The sequence below is a fragment of the Algoriphagus lutimaris genome, assembly GCF_017051705.1.
Taxonomy (GTDB): Bacteria; Bacteroidota; Bacteroidia; order Cytophagales; family Cyclobacteriaceae; genus Algoriphagus; species Algoriphagus lutimaris.
Window position 1 is genome coordinate 1,950,116 of sequence record NZ_JAFIDJ010000001.1, and the last position, 19,940, is coordinate 1,970,055.

At 37.9% G+C, this 19,940-nt stretch carries 18 protein-coding genes; 1 reads left to right on the forward strand and 17 read right to left on the reverse strand.

Annotation, left to right across the window (positions count from 1 at the left end; all coding sequences use genetic code 11):
- Positions 1 to 118: 118 nt before the first annotated feature.
- On the reverse strand, positions 119 to 331 hold the full coding sequence (locus JYB62_RS08030) for a YgaP family membrane protein (RefSeq protein WP_205644879.1): 213 nt from the start codon (positions 329 to 331) through the stop codon (positions 119 to 121).
- A gap of 311 nt (positions 332 to 642) precedes the next feature.
- On the opposite strand from JYB62_RS08030, the gene JYB62_RS08035 reads away from it, so the two are divergent.
- On the forward strand, positions 643 to 2,232 hold the full coding sequence (locus tag JYB62_RS08035) for a hypothetical protein (protein WP_205644880.1): 1,590 nt from the start codon (positions 643 to 645) through the stop codon (positions 2,230 to 2,232).
- A gap of 7 nt (positions 2,233 to 2,239) precedes the next feature.
- Here the strand turns inward: JYB62_RS08035 and JYB62_RS08040 are convergent, their stop codons facing one another.
- The 16 genes from JYB62_RS08040 to JYB62_RS08115 form a co-directional block, all read right to left on the reverse strand.
- A complete protein-coding gene (locus JYB62_RS08040) occupies positions 2,240 to 4,216 on the reverse strand; it encodes an ATP-binding protein (protein WP_205644881.1) in 1,977 nt (658 codons plus the stop codon).
- A gap of 27 nt (positions 4,217 to 4,243) precedes the next feature.
- Positions 4,244 to 5,947 carry a hypothetical protein gene (locus JYB62_RS08045; RefSeq protein WP_205644882.1) on the reverse strand — a complete coding sequence of 568 codons (1,704 nt, stop codon included), beginning with the start codon at positions 5,945 to 5,947 and terminating at the stop codon, positions 4,244 to 4,246.
- 177 nt (positions 5,948 to 6,124) lie between these two features.
- A complete protein-coding gene (locus JYB62_RS08050) occupies positions 6,125 to 7,171 on the reverse strand; it encodes a glycoside hydrolase family 113 (protein ID WP_243431463.1) in 1,047 nt (348 codons plus the stop codon).
- Entirely contained in the window at positions 7,168 to 8,391 is a 1,224-nt protein-coding gene (locus tag JYB62_RS08055; protein WP_205644883.1) for a bifunctional alpha/beta hydrolase/OsmC family protein, read from the reverse strand. Before JYB62_RS08055 ends, JYB62_RS08050 begins: the two co-directional genes overlap by 4 nt.
- A 7-nt stretch (positions 8,392 to 8,398) precedes the next feature.
- A complete protein-coding gene (locus JYB62_RS08060; RefSeq protein ID WP_205644884.1) occupies positions 8,399 to 9,145 on the reverse strand; it encodes a DUF6503 family protein in 747 nt (248 codons plus the stop codon).
- A gap of 29 nt (positions 9,146 to 9,174) precedes the next feature.
- Positions 9,175 to 9,909, reverse strand: a complete 735-nt coding sequence (locus JYB62_RS08065) for a hypothetical protein (protein WP_205644885.1) — start codon at positions 9,907 to 9,909, stop codon at positions 9,175 to 9,177.
- A 6-nt stretch (positions 9,910 to 9,915) separates the two neighbouring features.
- Positions 9,916 to 11,238: a glycosyltransferase 87 family protein gene (locus JYB62_RS08070; protein WP_205644886.1), complete on the reverse strand. Its 1,323-nt coding sequence runs from the start codon at positions 11,236 to 11,238 to the stop codon at positions 9,916 to 9,918.
- Positions 11,235 to 12,110, reverse strand: coding sequence for a hypothetical protein (locus JYB62_RS08075; RefSeq protein ID WP_205644887.1), 876 nt, complete (start codon positions 12,108 to 12,110; stop codon positions 11,235 to 11,237). The genes JYB62_RS08070 and JYB62_RS08075 overlap by 4 nt, the downstream gene beginning before the upstream one ends.
- Before the next feature lie 11 nt (positions 12,111 to 12,121).
- Positions 12,122 to 12,832: a glycosyltransferase family 2 protein gene (locus JYB62_RS08080; RefSeq protein WP_205644888.1), complete on the reverse strand. Its 711-nt coding sequence runs from the start codon at positions 12,830 to 12,832 to the stop codon at positions 12,122 to 12,124.
- The gene (locus JYB62_RS08085; RefSeq protein ID WP_205644889.1) at positions 12,819 to 14,291 is read right to left on the reverse strand and encodes a cellulose synthase family protein; all 1,473 of its coding nucleotides are present in this window, start codon (positions 14,289 to 14,291) and stop codon (positions 12,819 to 12,821) included. The genes JYB62_RS08080 and JYB62_RS08085 overlap by 14 nt, the downstream gene beginning before the upstream one ends.
- Positions 14,292 to 15,836, reverse strand: a complete 1,545-nt coding sequence (locus JYB62_RS08090) for a 4Fe-4S binding protein (protein ID WP_205644890.1) — start codon at positions 15,834 to 15,836, stop codon at positions 14,292 to 14,294. It abuts the gene before it with no gap.
- Positions 15,833 to 17,188, reverse strand: a complete 1,356-nt coding sequence (locus JYB62_RS08095; RefSeq protein ID WP_205644891.1) for an NAD(P)/FAD-dependent oxidoreductase — start codon at positions 17,186 to 17,188, stop codon at positions 15,833 to 15,835. Before JYB62_RS08095 ends, JYB62_RS08090 begins: the two co-directional genes overlap by 4 nt.
- A 56-nt stretch (positions 17,189 to 17,244) precedes the next feature.
- Positions 17,245 to 18,072 (reverse strand): DUF547 domain-containing protein, encoded by an 828-nt coding sequence (locus JYB62_RS08100; RefSeq protein ID WP_243431464.1) that lies wholly within the window; start codon positions 18,070 to 18,072, stop codon positions 17,245 to 17,247.
- Positions 18,073 to 18,139: 67 nt separating this feature from the next.
- Entirely contained in the window at positions 18,140 to 18,655 is a 516-nt protein-coding gene (locus tag JYB62_RS08105; protein WP_243431465.1) for a rhodanese-like domain-containing protein, read from the reverse strand.
- Positions 18,656 to 18,691: 36 nt separating this feature from the next.
- A complete protein-coding gene (locus tag JYB62_RS08110) occupies positions 18,692 to 19,405 on the reverse strand; it encodes a Crp/Fnr family transcriptional regulator (RefSeq protein WP_205644892.1) in 714 nt (237 codons plus the stop codon).
- Positions 19,406 to 19,466: 61 nt separating this feature from the next.
- Complete coding sequence (locus JYB62_RS08115) at positions 19,467 to 19,940, reverse strand: type I restriction enzyme HsdR N-terminal domain-containing protein (RefSeq protein WP_205644893.1); 474 nt, start codon at positions 19,938 to 19,940, stop codon at positions 19,467 to 19,469.

Below are 19,940 nucleotides of genomic sequence, written 5' to 3' on the forward strand. Positions count from 1 at the left end.
TAGTATGGTAAATATTGAAATTTTCAACTTTAAATTCTTTTAGACGGTGAATTTACATCATAAAAAAACCAGAATCTATTCATTCTGGTTTTAAAATTTTTAGTATTTATAAACTATCTTATTTTACAGTGTTATGATGGCATGTTTTGATTCCAACGAGAGCATACAATGGACAATAGCTGACAAGGCTAGTAATTACGAATACCAGTGCCACTACTAATGAAATGACACCTAAAGTTCCTGAAACTATTCCAGAGAAGTATAGTAGCACTAAAACTGCTGCTACAATCAATCTAATTGCTCTATCGATTGTTCCCATGTTCTTTTTCATGATTTCCAAGGTTTGGTTGATTTAAAGGTTCAGTTGAAAATCTCTTTCAACACAATAAACCTACCCGATTTCTCCTAAGAAATTCATGACTTATGTCACATAAAAGGTTGATTAAACAACGGTACATCACCATACATTTAATTGAATATCAATTTTATACTTGTGGGTTTAACCATATTATTAAAGTATATTCAAATTAAGAAAGCAGGTTCTATCGGTTCCATTTAGTCATTCAGATTTCCAATCAACTATTTGTTTTTTCCTTCTTTCTGTTCTTAAAAATGAGAGTCATATTCATTCAAATTATTGATATGAAACTTTTTAAAATTCTTACTTGCCTTTTACTTTTCTCCTTATTCACTAATGGAGTCTTGGCTAATAACCGTGTAAGCAATATTCCAAACGATACGATTTCTCTTGCTCAAGCCTATATGAATTTGTATTTAACTTCCACTTATTATGACTCCATAGATTCCGATCGGATTTCAAAAATTCTAGCTTTTGAGAAAGAAGAAATCGACCAGATTGAAGACCGAATATTTATTAGAATCTTTCAGCCATTATATAGCTTTACACAATCCATCTGGTATCAAAACCAAGCTAAACGTCTCTACCTCAGTGATTCGAAACTTGATAGAAATACCCTAAGAAGATTTAAAAGTGTGTTGGATCGAGGAATTAATTTTTACAACGCCGCCCAACTAGATGAATATTCGAGCTATCCCATTGAACAGCTATCGTTTTATGAAATCATCAATTTTGACTTGGATGCCGCAGAAGATATTAGATCAGAATTCTATCGAGTGAAAAACCAATACAATGCCTTATTCAACGAAAATATCTATCCGGACTTTAAACGCATTTTTATAAAAGCCAAGGAAAGTAATAAGATTGAATTGGATTCACTTACTTACTACGCAGGACTCTTTGAAATACCTATGAGTATGTCCACATTAAATAATACCATTGATTTTCCAATTTCACCTTCATTTAAAAATTACTCCATTAACCCAATTTACCGGTTAGAAAACAGGCTGGAATTAATTTCCAGGTATTTACAATTAAAATTTCTTGCAAGCCAACGGACTAGACCTCCTGCCAATTTTAATACAGAAACCTTATATACGCACTATGATGAATTTATGGAGCTACTTAGTTTTGAAGAGGATGAGTTTATCAAAAAAGAGCTGACTCCTCAAGTCACCAGTACTCTTCTTAGTCAATTAAAAAGAAGATACCCATCCCAACGATCTGATGGTATCTGGGACGAAAGCATGGCAGCTATTAAAGCACCAAATCCAACCCCAAACATCATGTACTTTTTCCCCAACCCTGCACCAAAATCCTCTGCCCATCTAATAATCAATAATTTCAAACCTGAACTTCATACCTTGAATCAAGTCGACCAATTTTTCAAATCGAAAATGCAAGAGGCAGGGTTTAAGAGTAATCATCTTCATTATTATTACGATATGGATGGATACGCCATGACGACCAGCCTAGAAAAATTCAACGAAGACGGCAGCAAAGTCAGCTCAGACAAACGATTCACTGAAAGCATGGGCGAAGATGGAAAGTTCTCTTACTTCGAGATATTCAAGTCTATCTTTTTTGAAGTAGAATCCGAATTCCGGATGTTCGCATTTGTTGTTGCCTCCAAAGCAGCTACTATGAGTGGCGAGATTATGACTTCCACCTTTGCTGAAGAAATCCTCCAAAATAGCTACCCAACCCTTCCTGATGAATTAAAAAACAAATCACTTCCAACAAAAGAACTGACAATTCTAGTATATCATTTCCACCAAAATGATATTGGTCAAGTACCTGAGTTAGATTTAAGTGGCAGTTGGGATGTACAAGATCACCTCAGAAGCGCGGGGATTCTTTCAATCAATCAATAATTGAAGATTAACTATCCTCTGGTGGATTGGCTTTAAAATATTCCTCATAAGAAAAGTTTCTAGTGATGGTGTCTCCCGCATTCAACAATATTTCGATTTTCATAACTGGGCAATACCCATACCCCAAATAGCCTATCGAAAATTGGGATGAAGGATCTCTTGAAATTCTAAGCCGATCTATAAACCCGGGGCAAAAATGATAATGTACTTCTTTGATTTCTTCTTTGCGGAAAGAAGGCACATCTAACCACATGGTGAAATTTCTGTTATTCCCCCCCTTATTCGAAGGACTAACCGAGGCTTCTATAGAAATTAAACTATCCAAAGGATAGGTCCGCTCTTTATAAAGGATGTCCATCAAAGCAGAGTCGGTTACATCCTCATAATTTCTCCCTCGTCCCTTCATTACTAATCTCAACAATTCTTCTGTTCGATCAAGATCCTTTTGCCTGGCTAAATCTCTCTCTAAATCCGCTATTTGAGACCTTCTGTTTTTTATCTCCCGAATCACAAAAAATGAAATACTAACCAGAATAATACTTGCGATCACACCTATCCATATCCTTCTTTCCCTTTTCTTTCTATTCATTTCTAACAACTTATTCTTTGCTGCTAGATCTTTTTGTTCGCGGATGTATTGTTCACTTTTTTTAATCCAGTCAGTTTCCTCCTTGGTTTGCTTGAACTTCTCTAAATAGGGTTCAATAAACACCAATTGCTTTTCGGAAAAATACTCTCTTGCTTCCTCTTTGATTGACACCTGACTTTTGATCAATCGTTTGATCTCCAACAAGGCTTTCTCCTCCACACTTCGCTTTTCAGCAATAGGCTTGGCTAAAGAATCATGTGCTATTTCAAAAGAATCAATGCTCTCATTGTAGCGGAGCATTCGACTATTAATAAAAGCCAAAAGGACTTCTTCCACGAGCTTTTTATCAAAATCCGGTAACCGATCAAAAAGCTCTTTTTTGCTGATTGGTTCTTTAGTACCTTCTAAAGTAGCAAAAGGAGACAAAATTTTCCAGGTGGTTTCTGCGTTTAACTTCGGGTATTTCCCCTTCAATTCACTGGAAATAGAAGCAACCTGCTCCTCCAAAAAATTACTTAGAATATCCCCAATCTCACCCATTTCATTGACTTTGGCCAATGTAAATTCAGCAGGCTTTTCTCGTTTATGATCCCCAGATATATTCAAATACAGTTTATCTAAAAACACCTGCAAGAAGGGTAATTGAATAGTCAGGGATTTCTTACTGCCTTTAATTTTTTGGAAAATAGCCTCTGCAACTGCATACTCTTCACCTGTCTTTATGCCAATATTCGAACCTTCAAAAGTAGCCGCACCAATAATTACCTGCTTCACTTTTTCTAAGTTCATAGGTTCTACTCGAAGTTTTTTCTGTAGAAGTTGAGGGATTTCGCGCTCGAATTCCACCAAGTATCCCAAATACTCTTCCCGAATCGAAAAAATCATTTTAACAGGTTGGTAGGAATGCAAAATTCCCTTAATAGTTTCTAAAAATTCTTGTTGCTCGGATTTAGACCCTAAAATAAATAGTTCCTCAAACTGGTCAAATATTAGGTATATAGGCCTAAAGGATTTTTGATAGATTGCTTTTAACGCTTTGCTGGTGGGAGTCAACTCTTCCCCGTTCTTACCAGTTTCATTATCCCAATCGTCTACCCATTGTGAACTTTCCTCTTCTGCATCTCCACCCGCGTTTTTCAAAATGGTTTTCAAGGAGGTATTAATATTATTTCCACGTCTGACCATCAGATCTAACCAGTCGTGCGGTTGAAACTTTCCAGCCAGTCCACAATTTATCAAACTGGTTTTACCAGTTCCTGAAGCTCCATAAACCAAAACCACAGGAGACTGAAATACCATTTCATACAGGGTGTTAATCTCCTCATCCCTTCCAAAAAATACGACCCTATCTTCTCTATCATAGGAATCCAGAAATTTGAAAGGATATTTTTTCATGAAATTATCTTTTAAGTAATTGGGAAATCAAAATAAATCTTCCGTGGTTTCTTCTTCAATGCCAGTTAAGGTCTTCTTCGCATGATAAAACAAACTATAGACCTTATCGAAATTCATGTCTTTCCTATTCTCCTTTTTGGAAAGCCACTTATTCAAAGCATTTAAATCCTCCTCATCCGGTTTAGGGTTATTGGATTTTTTGATCACCACATTGCTATTATCCTCGATAAACTTAAAGTTCAGATTGCCATCATCGTACGTATTGCAATAGGAATAAAAACAAATTTTGGAACCTCCTGTCAGAGCCAGACCATTGTAGTCTATGATAAAAGGGTCTAAGTTAATATTCTTCCTGTAATTGTCTTTGAACAAAATCACAGCATGGGAAATCACAGGAGAAGACTCTCTTCTAACATTACTTTGGCCAGTATTATTAGCATGACTTTCTCCTACTAAAAACGTGTAATTATGCAAGTACAATCCCTCCTCGTCGTTCCGCTGTTGATTAAAATCAATCTCATTAATAGAAATCATTCTATACTCGGCAAGAAAGCTCAAATCCCCTAGAATTACGGCCAAATTCTCCTCCGCATCCAAACAGTCTTTTCCTGAAAGTTCTTTTCCTTTTGCTGATTTCTGAAGTTCCATCAATTGCTCGCAAGCTTGGTAAAAGGCAGTCCCTTCTTGAAGTTGTGGAAGAATTTCTAATGATTCGGAAATCAAAAACCCCAATTTATTGTCTTTGAATGCTGTGATCAGGTTTTCCATTAGTTCCAGAAGTCCCATCAGATCCTCCTCCGCAGCATTCTTAAAAAACTTCACAATGGCTTCCTTTTGCATAGGAGAAAATTCAGGTTTCTTCTCTAAATGATGATCCCACAAGGTAGATATCAAAGAATAACTGATCAATTGAAGGCTTCGCTTCGCAGCCAGTTGACAGTTTTCAATATACCTCGTCAACTTACTGGCAGAAAAGGGTTCCTCTCCGATGGACATCAGTTTCCGGATTTGTACTCCAATCACTCCCACATATCCATTGATGATGATCCTTTTAGCCGTTCTTACGAGCTGTGGGTTTTCTGCCCAATCCGAATTTGCACCTAGAAAATCTGCAGCTTTTTTATTATGCTTGCTAATAGCTTCTAATAATCGTTTTGTTAATTCTTCATTGAAAAAAACTTGTTCAACTTGGCTTTCTTGCCCCCCTTTTTTATTGGCAATTGGATCTTTCCAAGAACTTATCTCCTCTTCATAAATTGCCAAAAACTTATCCAGCTGGAACCTATACTGATTTATCAGATTATCAATATTGGTATACTCTGTATAGAAATGGCCCAAGTCTCCTATTTTCTTTTTGAATGCAAGAAGGGTATTGATTTCATCGGTAATAGACCCAGTGTTGATTTGAGCATTCTTAAAATAAGTCCAAATCCTAGGCTTCCCTTTTTCTTTAAAAACTTGGTATGCAGTATCAAATTCTTCTGCAGTATACTTCCCTACTTTCGTGAAAAACAAACACAATACGATATCGCAGTTACGGATAGCCTCATTGTATTCATTTTGAAGTCTAGAGTCAGAAATTGCATCTAAAAAATTTTCCCATTGCACCAACTCCAGATACAAGCCTTTCTTATGAAGAAAATCATTTTGTTGACTAATAAAATTTCTGAATTGATCCCTATCTTCTTTCAATTCTGAAGATGAAGCAATAAATATCCGGATCGTTTTCATAGAAAAATCAAATTATCGCAGGAATGGCAAATCACCTTTTCTTTTTGTAAATGTTCAATTATTCTAAAATACAGATTTTTATCAGAATAAAATTTTCATGTACATACCTTATCGAACCTTTACCAATCAAGAGAAACTTTAAAAGTGATAAGCATTATCTCCGTAACCTGAGGTGGCTCAGGAATCTTGATTTTTTGAAAAGTACTTGGCCATCACCAATTCTGCCTTTTTCCCCTGAGGAGTAAAATCAGGTTCCCGATCATGTCTGTTGGGATACCACTTCCAGAAATACACACCTGCCAGCCAACTTTTGGGCCATGCTGATTCAAAAAATGCTTCATAGCATAAAGCTTGTGCCGTTTCCGAAAACTCAATTTCTTTCCGTTCATTTGGCCAAACCCAAGGCTCAATGGCTGCATCCACAGTATTGCAATAGCCGATTTCAGTAAAAAGAACTGGCTTTTGATACTTTTTAACCACCTTTTCAACTTTCGGAAGTTGCCTTTTCCAACCTTCTTTTAAATCTTCGAGACTAGGGTTATGAGCATCTGCTAAAGGAAAGTAGGCTTGAATCCCAATGTAGTCCAGCTTATCCCAAAAAGTAATGTGTTCAAATTCGGTGAAATTCGCCGCATAGACCAGTTTACCAGAATAAACCTTTCTAATAGCTGTAATGATTTGCTCCCAATCTTCTGACCTTTCGCTTGTCATTTCCAGCTCAGTCCCAATACAAAGCATTGGTATCCCTAACTTCTCTGCGAGGTTGGCATAATCTAAAATGAATTTGGAGTAATTATTAAACCAAGCCTCCCAATCGGCCTTATTTTTCATTTTAATTTCGCCTGGCCAACTACCCCTTACCCAAAGGTGAGGTTTCAGCATGTTGGTAATTCCCAAAACTTTGGAGGAATCATGAGTTACTTGAATACCCTTACCTGATTCTCCCCACCATTGTCGCTCTGCATCCACCTCCCAACGAATCTCAGGACTATTGACATCACTTTGCCATCCGAAAGGAGTTTGAGAAATAGCATTGGCTCCTATGGCTTTCAAGGCTCTTAACTCACTTCCATCCAAAGGAGACCGGCTACCTACCCAACATACTCCTTTCCACTTTTCTGAAGCCACGAGTATTTCCTCTTCCGGCATGACCCACCACAGCATTCCAAAGGCTAGAATAACCGTAAAAGAGCTTAACAAATACCTGCTATACCAAAGCTTCATGGTTTTTTAATAAGTGTCTGAATTACAATATCTTCATCTAAGGTACGATGTACCGGGCAACGATGGGAAATTTCCAAGAGTCTTTGTCGCTGATCTTCCTTCAAATCTCCCTCCAATTCAATGATTCTGGTAAATCGACTGACTTTTGATTCCTTTTCATTTGGGTTTTTACTATCATTCAAATGAACTTTGTCATGATTCAAGTATACCGTCACTTCCTTCAAATCCCATTTCTTCCTATTTGCATACATTTTGAGTGTCATAGCAGTACAACTCCCCAAAGAGGCCATTAAAAAATCATAGGGATTTGGTCCAAGATTATTTCCTCCAACTTCCAATGGCTCATCCGCAATCATATGATGATAAGGAGTCTTAATTTCTGTTGTATATCCTGGACCTGATAACCTTACTTTAACCTGGTTTCCATCTGTCAGGTATTTTTCACCTTCTTTCCTCTCTACTAAGACATATCGTTTGCTCCAACTTGAAATAAGTTCACCTACATATTGGCTATCATCTTTTTTGCTAACCATATGATCAGAACCATCCAGCGACACAAAACTCTTCGGATGTCTAGCAGCATGATATATTTCAGAAGCATTCTTAATTTCTACAATTTCATCCTGTGGGGAATGGACGATCAATAGTGATTTCTTGAGATTTTTCAACAGATCTTCCAATGGTTTCTGATCCAAATCATCTAGAAATTCTTTTGATATTCGAAAAGGTCTTCCCCCAATCTTTACCTCCGCACTACCTAATTTTTCAATTTGCTCTAAGGTTTCTGTAAAAAGATGGGTCACATGTTCAGGAAAAGCTGGAGCCCCTATGGTCACTACTGCAGTAACTTTTGGTAGATCCAAACTGGCGTACAGAACAGCTGCACCACCAAGAGAATGGCCTACTAACATTTTTGGGGCTTGATAGGTGTTTTCTAAGAAATCGGCAGCATCTTTTAAATCAGTAATATTCGAAGAGAAATTACTCCGTTCGAATTTTCCTTCACTATTTCCCAATCCAGTAAAATCAAAGCTTAAAACCGCTATTCCTTGCTGAGAAAGCGCAATACTGATCCGCTTTACAGCAGAAAAGTTTTGAGAGCAGGTAAAACAATGTGCAAAAACCGCATAGTAAATAGGAACTTGATCCAAAGGCTCATACAAATGCGCTGCTAGATCTAGGCCTTTCCTATTTTTAAATGTCAGTTTTTTTGGATTCATAATTAGGTCATTCCAACTTCCTCACTTCTATATTTTCAAGAATAATTTCAGAGAGTACTTCCAATTTATCATTAAGATACAACTCTTGCATGTCCTCCACTGGAGTTTGTTCACTTTCTGGCTTTAAGTTTAAATAATCTTGAAACCGAATCCCTCCAACTTCATTTACTTTCAACACGGACCTCATTCTCACTCCACCTCCATCAGTAAGGTAATAATAGGCCATATAATCCATCAAATAATCATCCTTTCCTATCCAGTAAAGAAACTCATCTTCAAAATCCTCTCCACCTCCATCTTCAGAAAACGTGACCTTGATCAAATGATATTCTTCACCATTAATTTCAGTAATTCCAAGATCCGTTTTGATAGCTGCCTGATCATTCAAACCATAAGGTAAGAAAGCAAAATAAGCCACCGAATTCACCGAACGAGTATATTTCCCTATCCACTCGGCATTTAAGGTATCTAACTCTACCCCATTAACCGTCCTTTTAAATCCATCATTATTCAAAACGTCTTTGACTTCGCCTGACGGATGGGTAAACTCTCTAATGTATTCAAAGGATTCAGGGGTCTTATAAATCGTATAGTGTATATCCCTAAAATCAAACTCAATGATAGAAGACTGGTATGCCTCACCACCATGGGCTTCAATGGATTTATCGACTATTTTTTCGGCCTCGGTTCTAGAATCACAGGAAGATATCAGTACTATGGAAACTAAAAGCAGGGTGTAAAAGAAGGATTTCATAATTAGGGAGAAAGGATTATTACTTTTTATTATTTCTCAAGAGTGATTTCAAAATCAGAATATTGGTACTCAGCACGAACGTAGAGTTTTTCTCCTTGTTCATTGACTCTATAGCTGGTTCTTTTTCCATATAAAAGGAAAGGACCGGCTTGTTCCATGGTATCATTTTCTACCAAACTTCTATGGTCCTTTAATTGAACCTCATTTCCAAGCATTTGATAACTAACTGGATCAAAATAATACCACCAAACATCATTCTCAGGCCCATAATTTACTCTAATAATTTCTGCTAATTGGCCAGAAGCCAATTCTTTTTGACCTTCATAAAACAAGGAGGCTCCCTCATCTTCCAGTAGTTTCCAAGGTTGGGCAATGACATAATAAGCCGCATCAAAATCCTTCTTTTTGGATTGAAGAAACCCTTGATTCTTAACGGAATTGCCTCCCATGGTATAACTCATAGTAGACCCATTAAAAGAAGAAATATGCTCAATGCTATCAGAAACCCAAGAAATGGATCCCTCCAAATAAGGCTTCATCCGAAGTTCAATCAATTGATCAGTTTCGCTTTCTACTGATCCATCCTCAAGCAATAATCTGGTCCATTTTCTAAATTTCAATGTTTCCAGTTGATCCCAAGCCTCTTGTCCACCATGTGCCTGTATCGCCTTTTCTAAAATTGACTTCGCTTTTTGCTCTGGGCTTTTAGTACATGATCCAAGCAAAAAAAGAGAACAGACAATGATGTAATATGTTTTTTTCATTCTGAATCAATGGATAGGTTTCAAATTAAAGTTATCCTTCTTGAAATCCCAAGCCAATCCAATACCAACAATCAAATACTCTAAGAATAAAATCCAAGGATTTTCTATGAAATCAACCTGACTATAGGCATGATAGGAAAGTATGGCTGAAAAAGTCCAGAACACCATGGATTTCATTTGTGTCAAAAGGCTCAATCCAAAAGCCGGAATGATATACCATGGGTGAATGATTGGTTGAAGGAGTAAATAAACTAAATAGATCAATACCCACATTTCAGCCAGTTGAGTCATTGATTCAGTTTTTTTCTTCCAAGAAATATAAATGATCCCAAGGAAGGTAATCCCACTGAGAATTTTGGTTAATGTTGCGATGGTATTGTATCCTTTTATCCAAAAACCTACCTCTCTAAGAAGGTAATAGACGGATGCATTGAATTCAAATTTCCCTTGATACAAGAGTAAACTGGTTTGAAGGCTTTTCCAGGAATTATCAATTACCAATGGGAGAAAACAGATCCCAAAAACAATTATTCCTCCAACCCAAAAACCCGCAGACTTCCTGACCGTCTTTATCCCCAAAAAGGAAGGAAGCAACATCAAAGGCAGTATTTTCAGACCGACGGCTAAAGACCAAAATGATCCTGAGGCAAAAAATTGCTGCTTTTTAAAGGCCCAAAGCGAAAGCAACAAAGCTAGCAAAACCAATCCCTCAAAGTGAAGATTTCCACTAAGCTCAAGTATCACAAAAGGGTTTAACCAATAAAGAATCAATTTAGAATCCCCTCGCAATAGTTTCCATAATAAAATAAATACGCCTACTTCTGAAAGAATCAAAAGCATCCTGAGCCATATAATTCCATTCGAAACGTTTTGCTTAGAAAGATAGGATGCCCCAAAAAACAGAAGTTGGTTACTAGGTGGGTAAACGGAATAATAATTTGGAGAATTCATCAATCCGAATAGACTGTCCAAAAAACTGGTTGAATCCTGAGCATGCGTTGCGATCCAATCCGAAGGCGTTTCAAGGTAAGGATTCTGATGAATTCTGATTAGCTCCCCATCCCATAAAAATCGGGCATAATCTTCGGACCATTGAGGAGTGGAATTGAATAACAAGAGCCTTAAAAACAGGCCTGCAGTAAAAACTCCCAACCAATGGATTTTAAAGTTCGAACTCCTATAAATCAATAGTAAAGCTGCAAAGCAGCAAGAATAAACCAGTAAGACTAACCCAAAGGAATCCCGTGGAATTTCACTTAAAAAATAGATTCCTACAGCTAAAATCAGCCATAATAAGAGTTGCCAAACTCGTTTAAGATTTTCCTTCAAAGCCCAAGAGCCCTTCTCAGCTCTTCATCATCTGTTCCGTTTCTATTCCAATAATCAAGCATTTCCATGCTTTTTCTAGTTCCTACTGTTCGCTCCACTTCTCCATTATCTTTGGTTTGAATTTCTTCCCAAGACAAAATCTCAAAAGGGAAGAATTTCTGATAACGGATGTTTAGCTTCCTATTGATGGATTTATATTCTATCGTAATTTCGGCTTGATTTCCGGAAACTTCTTTTTTGGAAATGGAGGCTCTCTCTACTTTTAAAGGAATATGGGAAAATCGCTGGAATATTAATGAAGGGATCAATCGAACATCTCCCTCGGGAACAATAGACGGGTTAAGTCGGATGGTATTAAATATTTCATCTTCTGCTGCACCATCCAAGCTCAATTCTTGGTCCCCTTCCGATTCGAAGTAAGAAAACAACCGTGCTTTATATGAGCCATTTTTCCAGTTTAATTGGGTAAATGACTGCCCACACCATTCCGTGACAGAGGCGGTAATTTTAAAGGCATTTTCCTCATCATATACTGGCGTAAAAACTGATAGCATGGTATGATAAGGATAGATTCCAGTCACAAACTCCCTAGTCATATTCATTTTCAGTACTTTACGGGCATCTGCCCCTGCATCTTCAGGGTTATCCAGTTTCACTTGTTTTCTCCTCGAAAAGTCTTCTGTCACGAAAATCATCACTGCTTCTCCTTCACGCTTTTCCCCGTAACGGTATTGCTCCAAATCAAAAACATTTATTTCAGCCTTCCCTTGGTACCAGTATTTGGAAAATTGATCCTCGTCAATACCTGATCGAGGCTTGACACCACAGCCGAAAAGCATGATGAAAGAAAAAAAGATTGCTAATTGTCTCATTTTAAATCAATTTACCAATATTTAAAAATCGTCCAAATTATTTTGTAACCTGCACCGATCACTCCTTTTACAGTTCCGCTCACTTTGGAGACACCTATCCTTTTTCTATAATTCACAGGCCTTTCTATATATCTAAAGCCTTTTTTATGCGCCTTGATTTGCATTTCAATGGTCCAACCAAAGTTTTGATCTTCCATATTCAAGCCCAATAACTTCTTCCAAGCAATCGCTCTAAAGGGACCAAGGTCGGAATAATTCGCTTTTTGAATATAGCGCATCATCGTGGTGGCAAGCCAATTTCCAAATACCTGAGGCAAGGTCATGGAACCTGCCTCCTTTTGACCTTTTGCTCTCGAACCAATTACCAGATCTGCTTCATTCGCTATAATAGGCTCAACCAAACCCTTCATTTCCTCGGGGTAGTCACTGTAGTCTCCATCCAGAAACACGACTATGTCTGGCTGGACCTTTTGTTTTTCAATCCAAGACATGGCCGTTAAACAGGCTTTTCCATATCCTTTTTGAGGTTCAAAAACGACCACTGCACCCTCTTTTTCAGCAGCATCTTTGGTCCCATCAGTGGAATTATTATTGGCTACTACCACATGTCGGACGAAATCAGGAATTTCTCTGATCACAAGCGGGATGGATTTTTCCTCATTGTATGCAGGAATAATCACATCAATAATAACTGGATTATTGAAATCGTTAGGATTTACCAAGACTATAAGCTTTGAATGAGGTAACAAAAACCAAACTATATCCCAGGGCTAACATGAGATGAAAAGGGAGCATTTCGTAGGTTCCCCATTGGATATGGAGGAAAACCATCCCCCAAAAGATCAGTGCAAATAAGCCTTCGAAATAGGTGGTAATCGGTATTCTGAAATTAATATAATTATTCGATTGCAGACCTTGTTTTCCACCCTCCAAATTAAACTTTGGGGTTCGGATAAATGGAGATTTCTTTCCCGAAAGCCCCTCCCAAACCGCCTGCGCATTGTGAAGGGCCAATCCCATAGAAACAGAGAGGAATAAAGGAAGCTGCCAAAACACTTGGCCAAGGCTTTTGATAAATGACCTTCTGGCATAGAAATAAGAAACCAGGTATACCCCTGCAATGATTACGAATCCAATCATAAATACTCCTGCTAACTTGAAAAGTTTTTCAGGAATCAATCCGGTGACACCTGCCCACCATACTCCGATGCTACTAAAACTCACCAGTAAAATCGCGATGAAAATACTACTGTTAAATAAATGGGCGAAAGCATGAAATTTCACTCGAAAAGGAAGAGTCTGAGCCATCACTCCATGTATATGTTTGACAGCGCATTCTGCTCCCCCTTTGGTCCATCTAAACTGCTGAGATTTCACAGCCGACATAATAGGAGGAAGCTCAGCAGGAGATTCGATCTCCGGCCTATATACAAATTCCCATCCTTTTCGTTGAGCACGATAACTTAAATCAAGATCTTCTGTGAGAGTATCATCATGCCAATTTCCTGCATCAAGGATACAGCTCTTCCTCCAAATTCCACCTGTTCCATTAAAGTTGATGAAAGCTTGCTGATTATTTCTACCCATTTGTTCGATGAGAAAATGTGCATCTAAAGCAAATGCCTGTAAGCGGGTTAGCAAAGAATAATTTCTATTCAGATGAGTCCATCTAGTCTGGACCATACCAATCTTATCTGTGCTGAAAAATGGCAAGGTCTTGAGGAGAAAATCGGGATCCGGAACAAAATCCGCATCAAAAATTGCAATAAATTCACCACTTGCTTTTTCCAGCCCATCCTTCAAGGCCCCAGCTTTAAAACCTGCTCTATTGGTTCGATGTATATATTGGAAATTTATATCGGGAAATTGGGCAATCTTACTTTTCAGTAAGTCCGCAGTTTCATCGGTGCTGTCGTCTAACACTTGGATTTCCAATAATTCTTTAGGGTAATTCAATTTGGAGGCAGCCTCAATCAGGCGTTCTACCACATATAATTCATTGAATACGGGAAGCTGAACTGTCACTTTCGGCCAATTTTCCATTTCCTTTACCGGAATACTAGCCAACTTTTTTCTAGCCTTCCAAAAATTCCAAAGGAGGTTACCTTGGGCAAGGCTATAAACAAATATAAATAGCATCCCCAGGATATATGTTCCTATCAATAGGTAAAGAAAGATCATTTAGGCGTTCAACTTTATGGAATCATTTCCAATAATAATGGGCAATTCATTGATTCTACCTTCTTCCGAATCATTCTCCAGTTTTAACACCCCTCTTGGGCAAACTGAAGAACAAACTCCGCAACCCACGCAGCTGGATCGGACAATGTTTTGGCCTCTTTGAGCATACCATCGTACATCAATCCCCATTTCGCAATAGGTAGAACAGTTTCCACAAGAAATACACTGCCCCCCGTTGGTAGTAATTCTAAACCTAGACTTAAATCGCTGAACGATTCCTAAATACGCGGCGAGAGGGCAACCAAATCTGCACCATACTCTATTGCCCATAAAAGGATAAAATCCTGTCCCAACTACTCCTGCAAAAGCTGATCCTATAGCAAAACCATAAAACGAATGTAACTGGTTCGTTACATTTCCCAAAAGGGAAAATCCTGAAAAATAATTGGCAATAGTCAAAAGCGTCATTACCACAGCTAAAACCAATACACTATGAATAATTACCCGTTCATATTTCCAGGCTTTTAAACGCTTGTCAGATAACTGTCTATACGGGTCACCTAAAGTTTCAGCCAAACCACCACAACCGCAAACCCAGGAACAATACCATCTTTTTCCAAAGAAATAGGTGAATACCGGTACCCCAATAATTATCAGTAATATCCCCCAAATCAACATAAACATACCTACTCCTCCTCCACTAAGAAAGGTGTCTATCTGGTAGTCATAGAAGAAATCATAATCCAGAGGCCATATGTTTTTAAAATCAAAATAAGGCTGATTAAATAACACCAGAATTTCAGGTATCAAAAAAGCAAAGGCCGTTTGAAAAAACATGACCGAGGCAGTTCTAAGCTGTTGGTATTTATTCCCTCTATACTTTCGAAACATCCTGATTCCCATCACTAGGATTGCAAGGGTGTAGATAAATCCATAGAGAAACCATTGACTGGCCGGATTACCACTTAAAATCTGACTCAAGGGATCCACCATGGCCACCAAATTGACCAGATAAGCTGGATACCAATACAAGATGATGTAAAAGAGAATTAGATAGGCACCGGTTATCATCCCCATCCAGCCCCTATTTTTCATCGCAGAATGAAATATCCCATTATTCTTAACCCCTTCGGATTCGCCTTGATAGCTAGGAAGGTTGTACATCAGTCCCCCTATGACTGCTAATCCTACCGAAAGCAGTAAGAAGAATATTGGGTTATCCTTTACGGGGCTACTTAGTGAAGCTTTCGCCAAAGGAAAACTATAATCGTCCCAGATGACTTCATCCCATAAGGACTGTGCTTTTAATTGGTCATTATATTGATTGAAATATTCGTTGAAACTTCCAATAAAAGAAAAGTTAGAATCGAATTCCTCCCCATAAATTGGAGCAAGAATTTCCACCATCTTTTCTTGGTGTATATCCTTTGTGTTTTCTAATACTAGCGTTTCTGTCAGTTTATAACTCCCTATAAATGGAATTACAGTAAAGAGTCCTAGTCCAAACAAAAACAGTAGTATGCCTATTTTTTGAATCAATTTCATATGCTTGCTCCCAGAAGTTTTTGGATGAAAGTTCTCTTCCCAATTTTAATAGCTGTTCCAAATTGGGCATTAAAAGCTTTTTGAATTTCTTGGATGTAAGGGGCAAAAAACTCAGGATCAAAATTGGCCTTCTCCAGCTGTGCAATAACTTGTTCTCCCTTCCACTTCTCATGGATGACTTTGTCAAAGAATTCATGTTTCAGACGAAATCCAAAATTATTCACGCCTTGAATGGTGCCATCTTTTAGCATTAACATCCGAAATGCTACCTTTCCTGATGAATGTTCCCAAAAGAAAGAGTCAAATTTCTCAGATGACCATTGGGGAGGAACAGCCCCATAAGTCTGGTACTCAATATCCAAAAACTTTGCAGAATTAAACCAAACACCCGGTTGATAGGGAGTGGGTTTTCCATGTAGTGTATAAGCCAATGTCTCCCCATGCATTCTTCCAGTATACCATACCTGCTCCACTACATTTCTATCTGGTGCCGGAATTTGATGAAACTCTGCACAATCTCCAATTGCATATACATTCGGGATATTGGTTTGGAAGAGGGAGTCTACTTTTACTCCTCTGTTTACTTCCAGTTTACTTTCTCTAAGAAAATCAATATTTGGAGTCACCCCTGCTGTCAAACCTACAAACTGGCAGTAAATTTCCTCTCCAGAGGAAGTAATCACAGATTTTACCCGTCCATGTTGATCTGAAACAATTTCCTTTAATTCAGTTTTCAACCTTAAATCAATATGATGCGTCAACACATGCCTTCCTACCAACTCCGACTCTTCTTTTGGTAGCACATTATTCCAAAAACCTTCCTCTCTCACCAAAAATGTCACGGGGATCTTTCGATAAGCCAACATTTCAGCCATTTCAATCCCAATCAAACCTCCTCCTACAATCACTGCTTTCTCCACACCACCCTTTGTCAAATCTTCCATCGACTCTAAATCCTGCTTCGAATACAGCCCTTGTACCCCCAATAGATCCTGCCCTGGCCAACCAAATTTATTTGGTTTTGATCCGGTGGCAATCACCAACTCATTATAGTTTAATTCGGTCGTCGATTGAAACTTGAGTATTTTGTTATCAAAATCAACCTCCTTCACCCAATCTTGGAGCAGTTCAATTCGATTCTTTTCCCAAAACCAAGGCTCATAGGGTTGCGTATGTTCAAACTTCATATGCCCCATGTAGACATACATCAAGGCTGTTCTTGAAAAAAAGTACTTCGATTCCCCTGAAATTAAAGTAATCCGAATCTGATCATCCAATTTCCTTAATTGACGGGCACATGTGACTCCGGAAATTCCATTGCCAATAATCACAACGTGTCGGGTTTCACTCATTAAAAGGGCTGGTTTTCTGAATTTTGTAAACTATTACCTGAATCTAAAATCATCAATTACTTCTTATTGAGATTCCAATCGTAATCCAAGTAACTGATTTTTGCATTCTTATCAATTTTCACGCGGCTGTATTGATTCAAATAATCAATTAAACTGCCCTCATTCGTGAAATCTCCCTTAAACCAAGAAAAGATCGAGGAAATCTGAATAGAATTTTTGGTGATTTTATTCCTTACCCCATCATTTATAAATGCAATAGCTTGTTTGTTGAGTTGCTCCTCAAGTTTTGAAACCATAAATGCCTCATTCAAAAGAGGTGGGCACGATATAGAAGCACAGTTCACCGCAAAATGAATTCTTGGTTCATCAAATTCTTTCCTCAAGATCCCATGTTCAATTTCATCCAAGTTAAATTCTTCTCCTCCTATCTCAAAGAATTTATAATGCCATACATCACTGATCATTGGGATTTTTAAAACAGGTCCTAGGTCCTTGATACTTTTGGTAGGATAATTATCTACGATTAATTTAACTGTAAACCCATTGTAAGCATTGATCCAATAGACTAATTGCTCTTCCTTGGACCAGGTTTCTTTATTAGGCGGATGATCACTCAAAGTCTGGAGGTAAAAGTTGAGTTTGGATTGATCAGATACAAAACCCTCATAATCTACCATACCCTTTGCGTCCACATGTTTTTTCAGGAGTTCATCCCAAGCCTGATGGTCAGGGACTTTTACCTCTTTCGATTTTACCGATGGCCCTTCAGGTACTATTTTTGTTCCCCTCGAAGCCTCAGAGTTTGAACTTTGACATGCTAAAAAGAAAAATGCTATTCCCGCAAATAAATAGTTTTCAATACTGTTCATGATGTTGTTTTTCATCTCATACGGTCTATACCAGTCGAAGATCAGGCAAAAGCAGCTATGTCATCCACTTGACAGATTTCCTTCAATACACTTTTTCACCTTTATTGAGCCAGATTCCCCAGCTTTTGGAATAAGTATGTACTTTTTGGGTTCGTTTATCTTCATGATAAAGTGGAAGTCCCTCATTCGACCATTGGATAATTCCCCCATAAAGGTTGTACACATATTTGAACCCATTGGCTTTTAATTGTTCACCAATATTCTGAGATCTAGCCCCTACGGTACAATATACCAACACTGGTTTTTCCTTATCCAAGTCTGCTACATTAGCTAAGTCAAAAGTATCATATCCGACCCAATGAGCTCCCTTTAAGTGGGAAACTTCAAATTCTTCTTTTTCTCTAGAATCTACCACTTGAAATTCTGACAAATCGTTGATTTCAGATGGTTTAAGGACAGGAAAATCACTGTCATACAGAGTGCTTAACAAGGTTCTGTAAGCGATTGATTGGGCATTTCCATTCAATGCTACGAACATCACCAAAATGAATAAGAATAATTTAGGGAGATAAACTGGAATGCGATTCAAGGCTGTCATAATAATGAAACCTACGAGCCTCCCCAAGGGTTCATATTATGCGTAAAAATCTGACAATCTTGCCAAACCTCTTCTGTCTTTAATGACAATACGCTTGCCTTCCAAAGCTATTAAATTGTCTTTCTTGAACTCAGAAAGTAAACGAATCACTGATTCAGTTGCTGTTCCTACCATACTTGCAATCTCTTCCCGGCTCAATACCAAATCAATTTTCTGACTTTCTCCACCTTCTACGCCATAAGAGTTTCCCAATTGAAGAAGTACAAATGCCAATCGCTCTCTGATACTTTTTTGTGTAGCATCAGTCAATTTTTCTTCCATCACTCCAAGTTCATGGCTCAATGCTTTTGTAATTCTTTTAAAAAATGGGGTATTACTGGATAAGGTAGTCAAAAAGGCTTCTTTAGGAATGAAACAGATTTTGGCATCTTCAACGATCATTGCAGAGTTCGTATAATTCTCTTCCCCTAGCAATGCAGAATAACCTAAGAAGTCCCCTTTTTGAGATAAGTGAATGATTTGCTCTTTTCCATTGGATGCAGTTTTATAGATTTTTACTACTCCGGAATTGATACAAAATATCCCTAAAGGCTTGGTCCCTTCATAATAAAGAATCTGGCCTTTTTTATGAGAAATAAGGTTTTTATTATCCGAGATTGTGCATACATGCTGCTCTGGTAAATCCGAAAAAAGAGAGAATTTTCTGCTTGCACAAAGCTCACAAGGCGTATTTCCAGAATGACCACTCATAATTAGCTAATTATTTGGGTGAAATTTATAAAAAGACTGACATATATCATAAGAATCCCGTCTATTTTGGAGGCTCTGGTAGAGATTTCAATTGATGAAACCGCTTACCTAATTCATCCCACTCTAGACAAAGATGATTTAATCCATTAGATATAATCATAAATTTAGCCTTGATTTTTTGGTGATAAAGGCATGCCTGCTCCATGGTCTTCTGAGTCAGTTTGACCTTTGGAGCCTTACATTCAATAAGAAGAAAAGGTCCACCTTCTTTATCCCAAACCACCAAATCAGTTCTTTTTTGAAGTTTATTATAAACCAACCCCTTTTCAAGGGCGATTAGGCCTTTGGAATATCCCAAATGATTTATTAAAAAATTAATCCAATGCTGCCGAACCCATTCTTCAGGAGTTAATATCAAATACTTCTTTCGGAGACTATCAAAAATACCTAATTTCCCATCCAATTCTTGAAGCTTCGGTTCAATAGGCGGAAGATTGAGATTTGGTAATTGAACACGATCCATTCTCTGATTCAT

Bases quoted from the DNA above. Each gene is read 5' to 3' on its own strand.
- JYB62_RS08030 (WP_205644879.1), bottom strand. From the start codon at position 331: ATGAAAAAGAACATGGGAACAATCGATAGAGCAATTAGATTGATTGTA.
- JYB62_RS08035 (WP_205644880.1), top strand. From the start codon at position 643: ATGAAACTTTTTAAAATTCTTACTTGCCTTTTACTTTTCTCCTTATTC.
- JYB62_RS08040 (WP_205644881.1), bottom strand. From the start codon at position 4,216: ATGAAAAAATATCCTTTCAAATTTCTGGATTCCTATGATAGAGAAGAT.
- JYB62_RS08045 (WP_205644882.1), bottom strand. From the start codon at position 5,947: ATGAAAACGATCCGGATATTTATTGCTTCATCTTCAGAATTGAAAGAA.
- JYB62_RS08050 (WP_243431463.1), bottom strand. From the start codon at position 7,171: ATGAAGCTTTGGTATAGCAGGTATTTGTTAAGCTCTTTTACGGTTATT.
- JYB62_RS08055 (WP_205644883.1), bottom strand. From the start codon at position 8,391: ATGAATCCAAAAAAACTGACATTTAAAAATAGGAAAGGCCTAGATCTA.
- JYB62_RS08060 (WP_205644884.1), bottom strand. From the start codon at position 9,145: ATGAAATCCTTCTTTTACACCCTGCTTTTAGTTTCCATAGTACTGATA.
- JYB62_RS08065 (WP_205644885.1), bottom strand. From the start codon at position 9,909: ATGAAAAAAACATATTACATCATTGTCTGTTCTCTTTTTTTGCTTGGA.
- JYB62_RS08075 (WP_205644887.1), bottom strand. From the start codon at position 12,110: ATGAGACAATTAGCAATCTTTTTTTCTTTCATCATGCTTTTCGGCTGT.
- JYB62_RS08085 (WP_205644889.1), bottom strand. From the start codon at position 14,291: ATGATCTTTCTTTACCTATTGATAGGAACATATATCCTGGGGATGCTA.
- JYB62_RS08090 (WP_205644890.1), bottom strand. From the start codon at position 15,836: ATGAAATTGATTCAAAAAATAGGCATACTACTGTTTTTGTTTGGACTA.
- JYB62_RS08095 (WP_205644891.1), bottom strand. From the start codon at position 17,188: ATGAGTGAAACCCGACACGTTGTGATTATTGGCAATGGAATTTCCGGA.
- JYB62_RS08100 (WP_243431464.1), bottom strand. From the start codon at position 18,072: ATGAAAAACAACATCATGAACAGTATTGAAAACTATTTATTTGCGGGA.
- JYB62_RS08105 (WP_243431465.1), bottom strand. From the start codon at position 18,655: ATGACAGCCTTGAATCGCATTCCAGTTTATCTCCCTAAATTATTCTTA.
- JYB62_RS08110 (WP_205644892.1), bottom strand. From the start codon at position 19,405: ATGAGTGGTCATTCTGGAAATACGCCTTGTGAGCTTTGTGCAAGCAGA.
- JYB62_RS08115 (WP_205644893.1), bottom strand. From the start codon at position 19,940: ATGAATCAGAGAATGGATCGTGTTCAATTACCAAATCTCAATCTTCCG.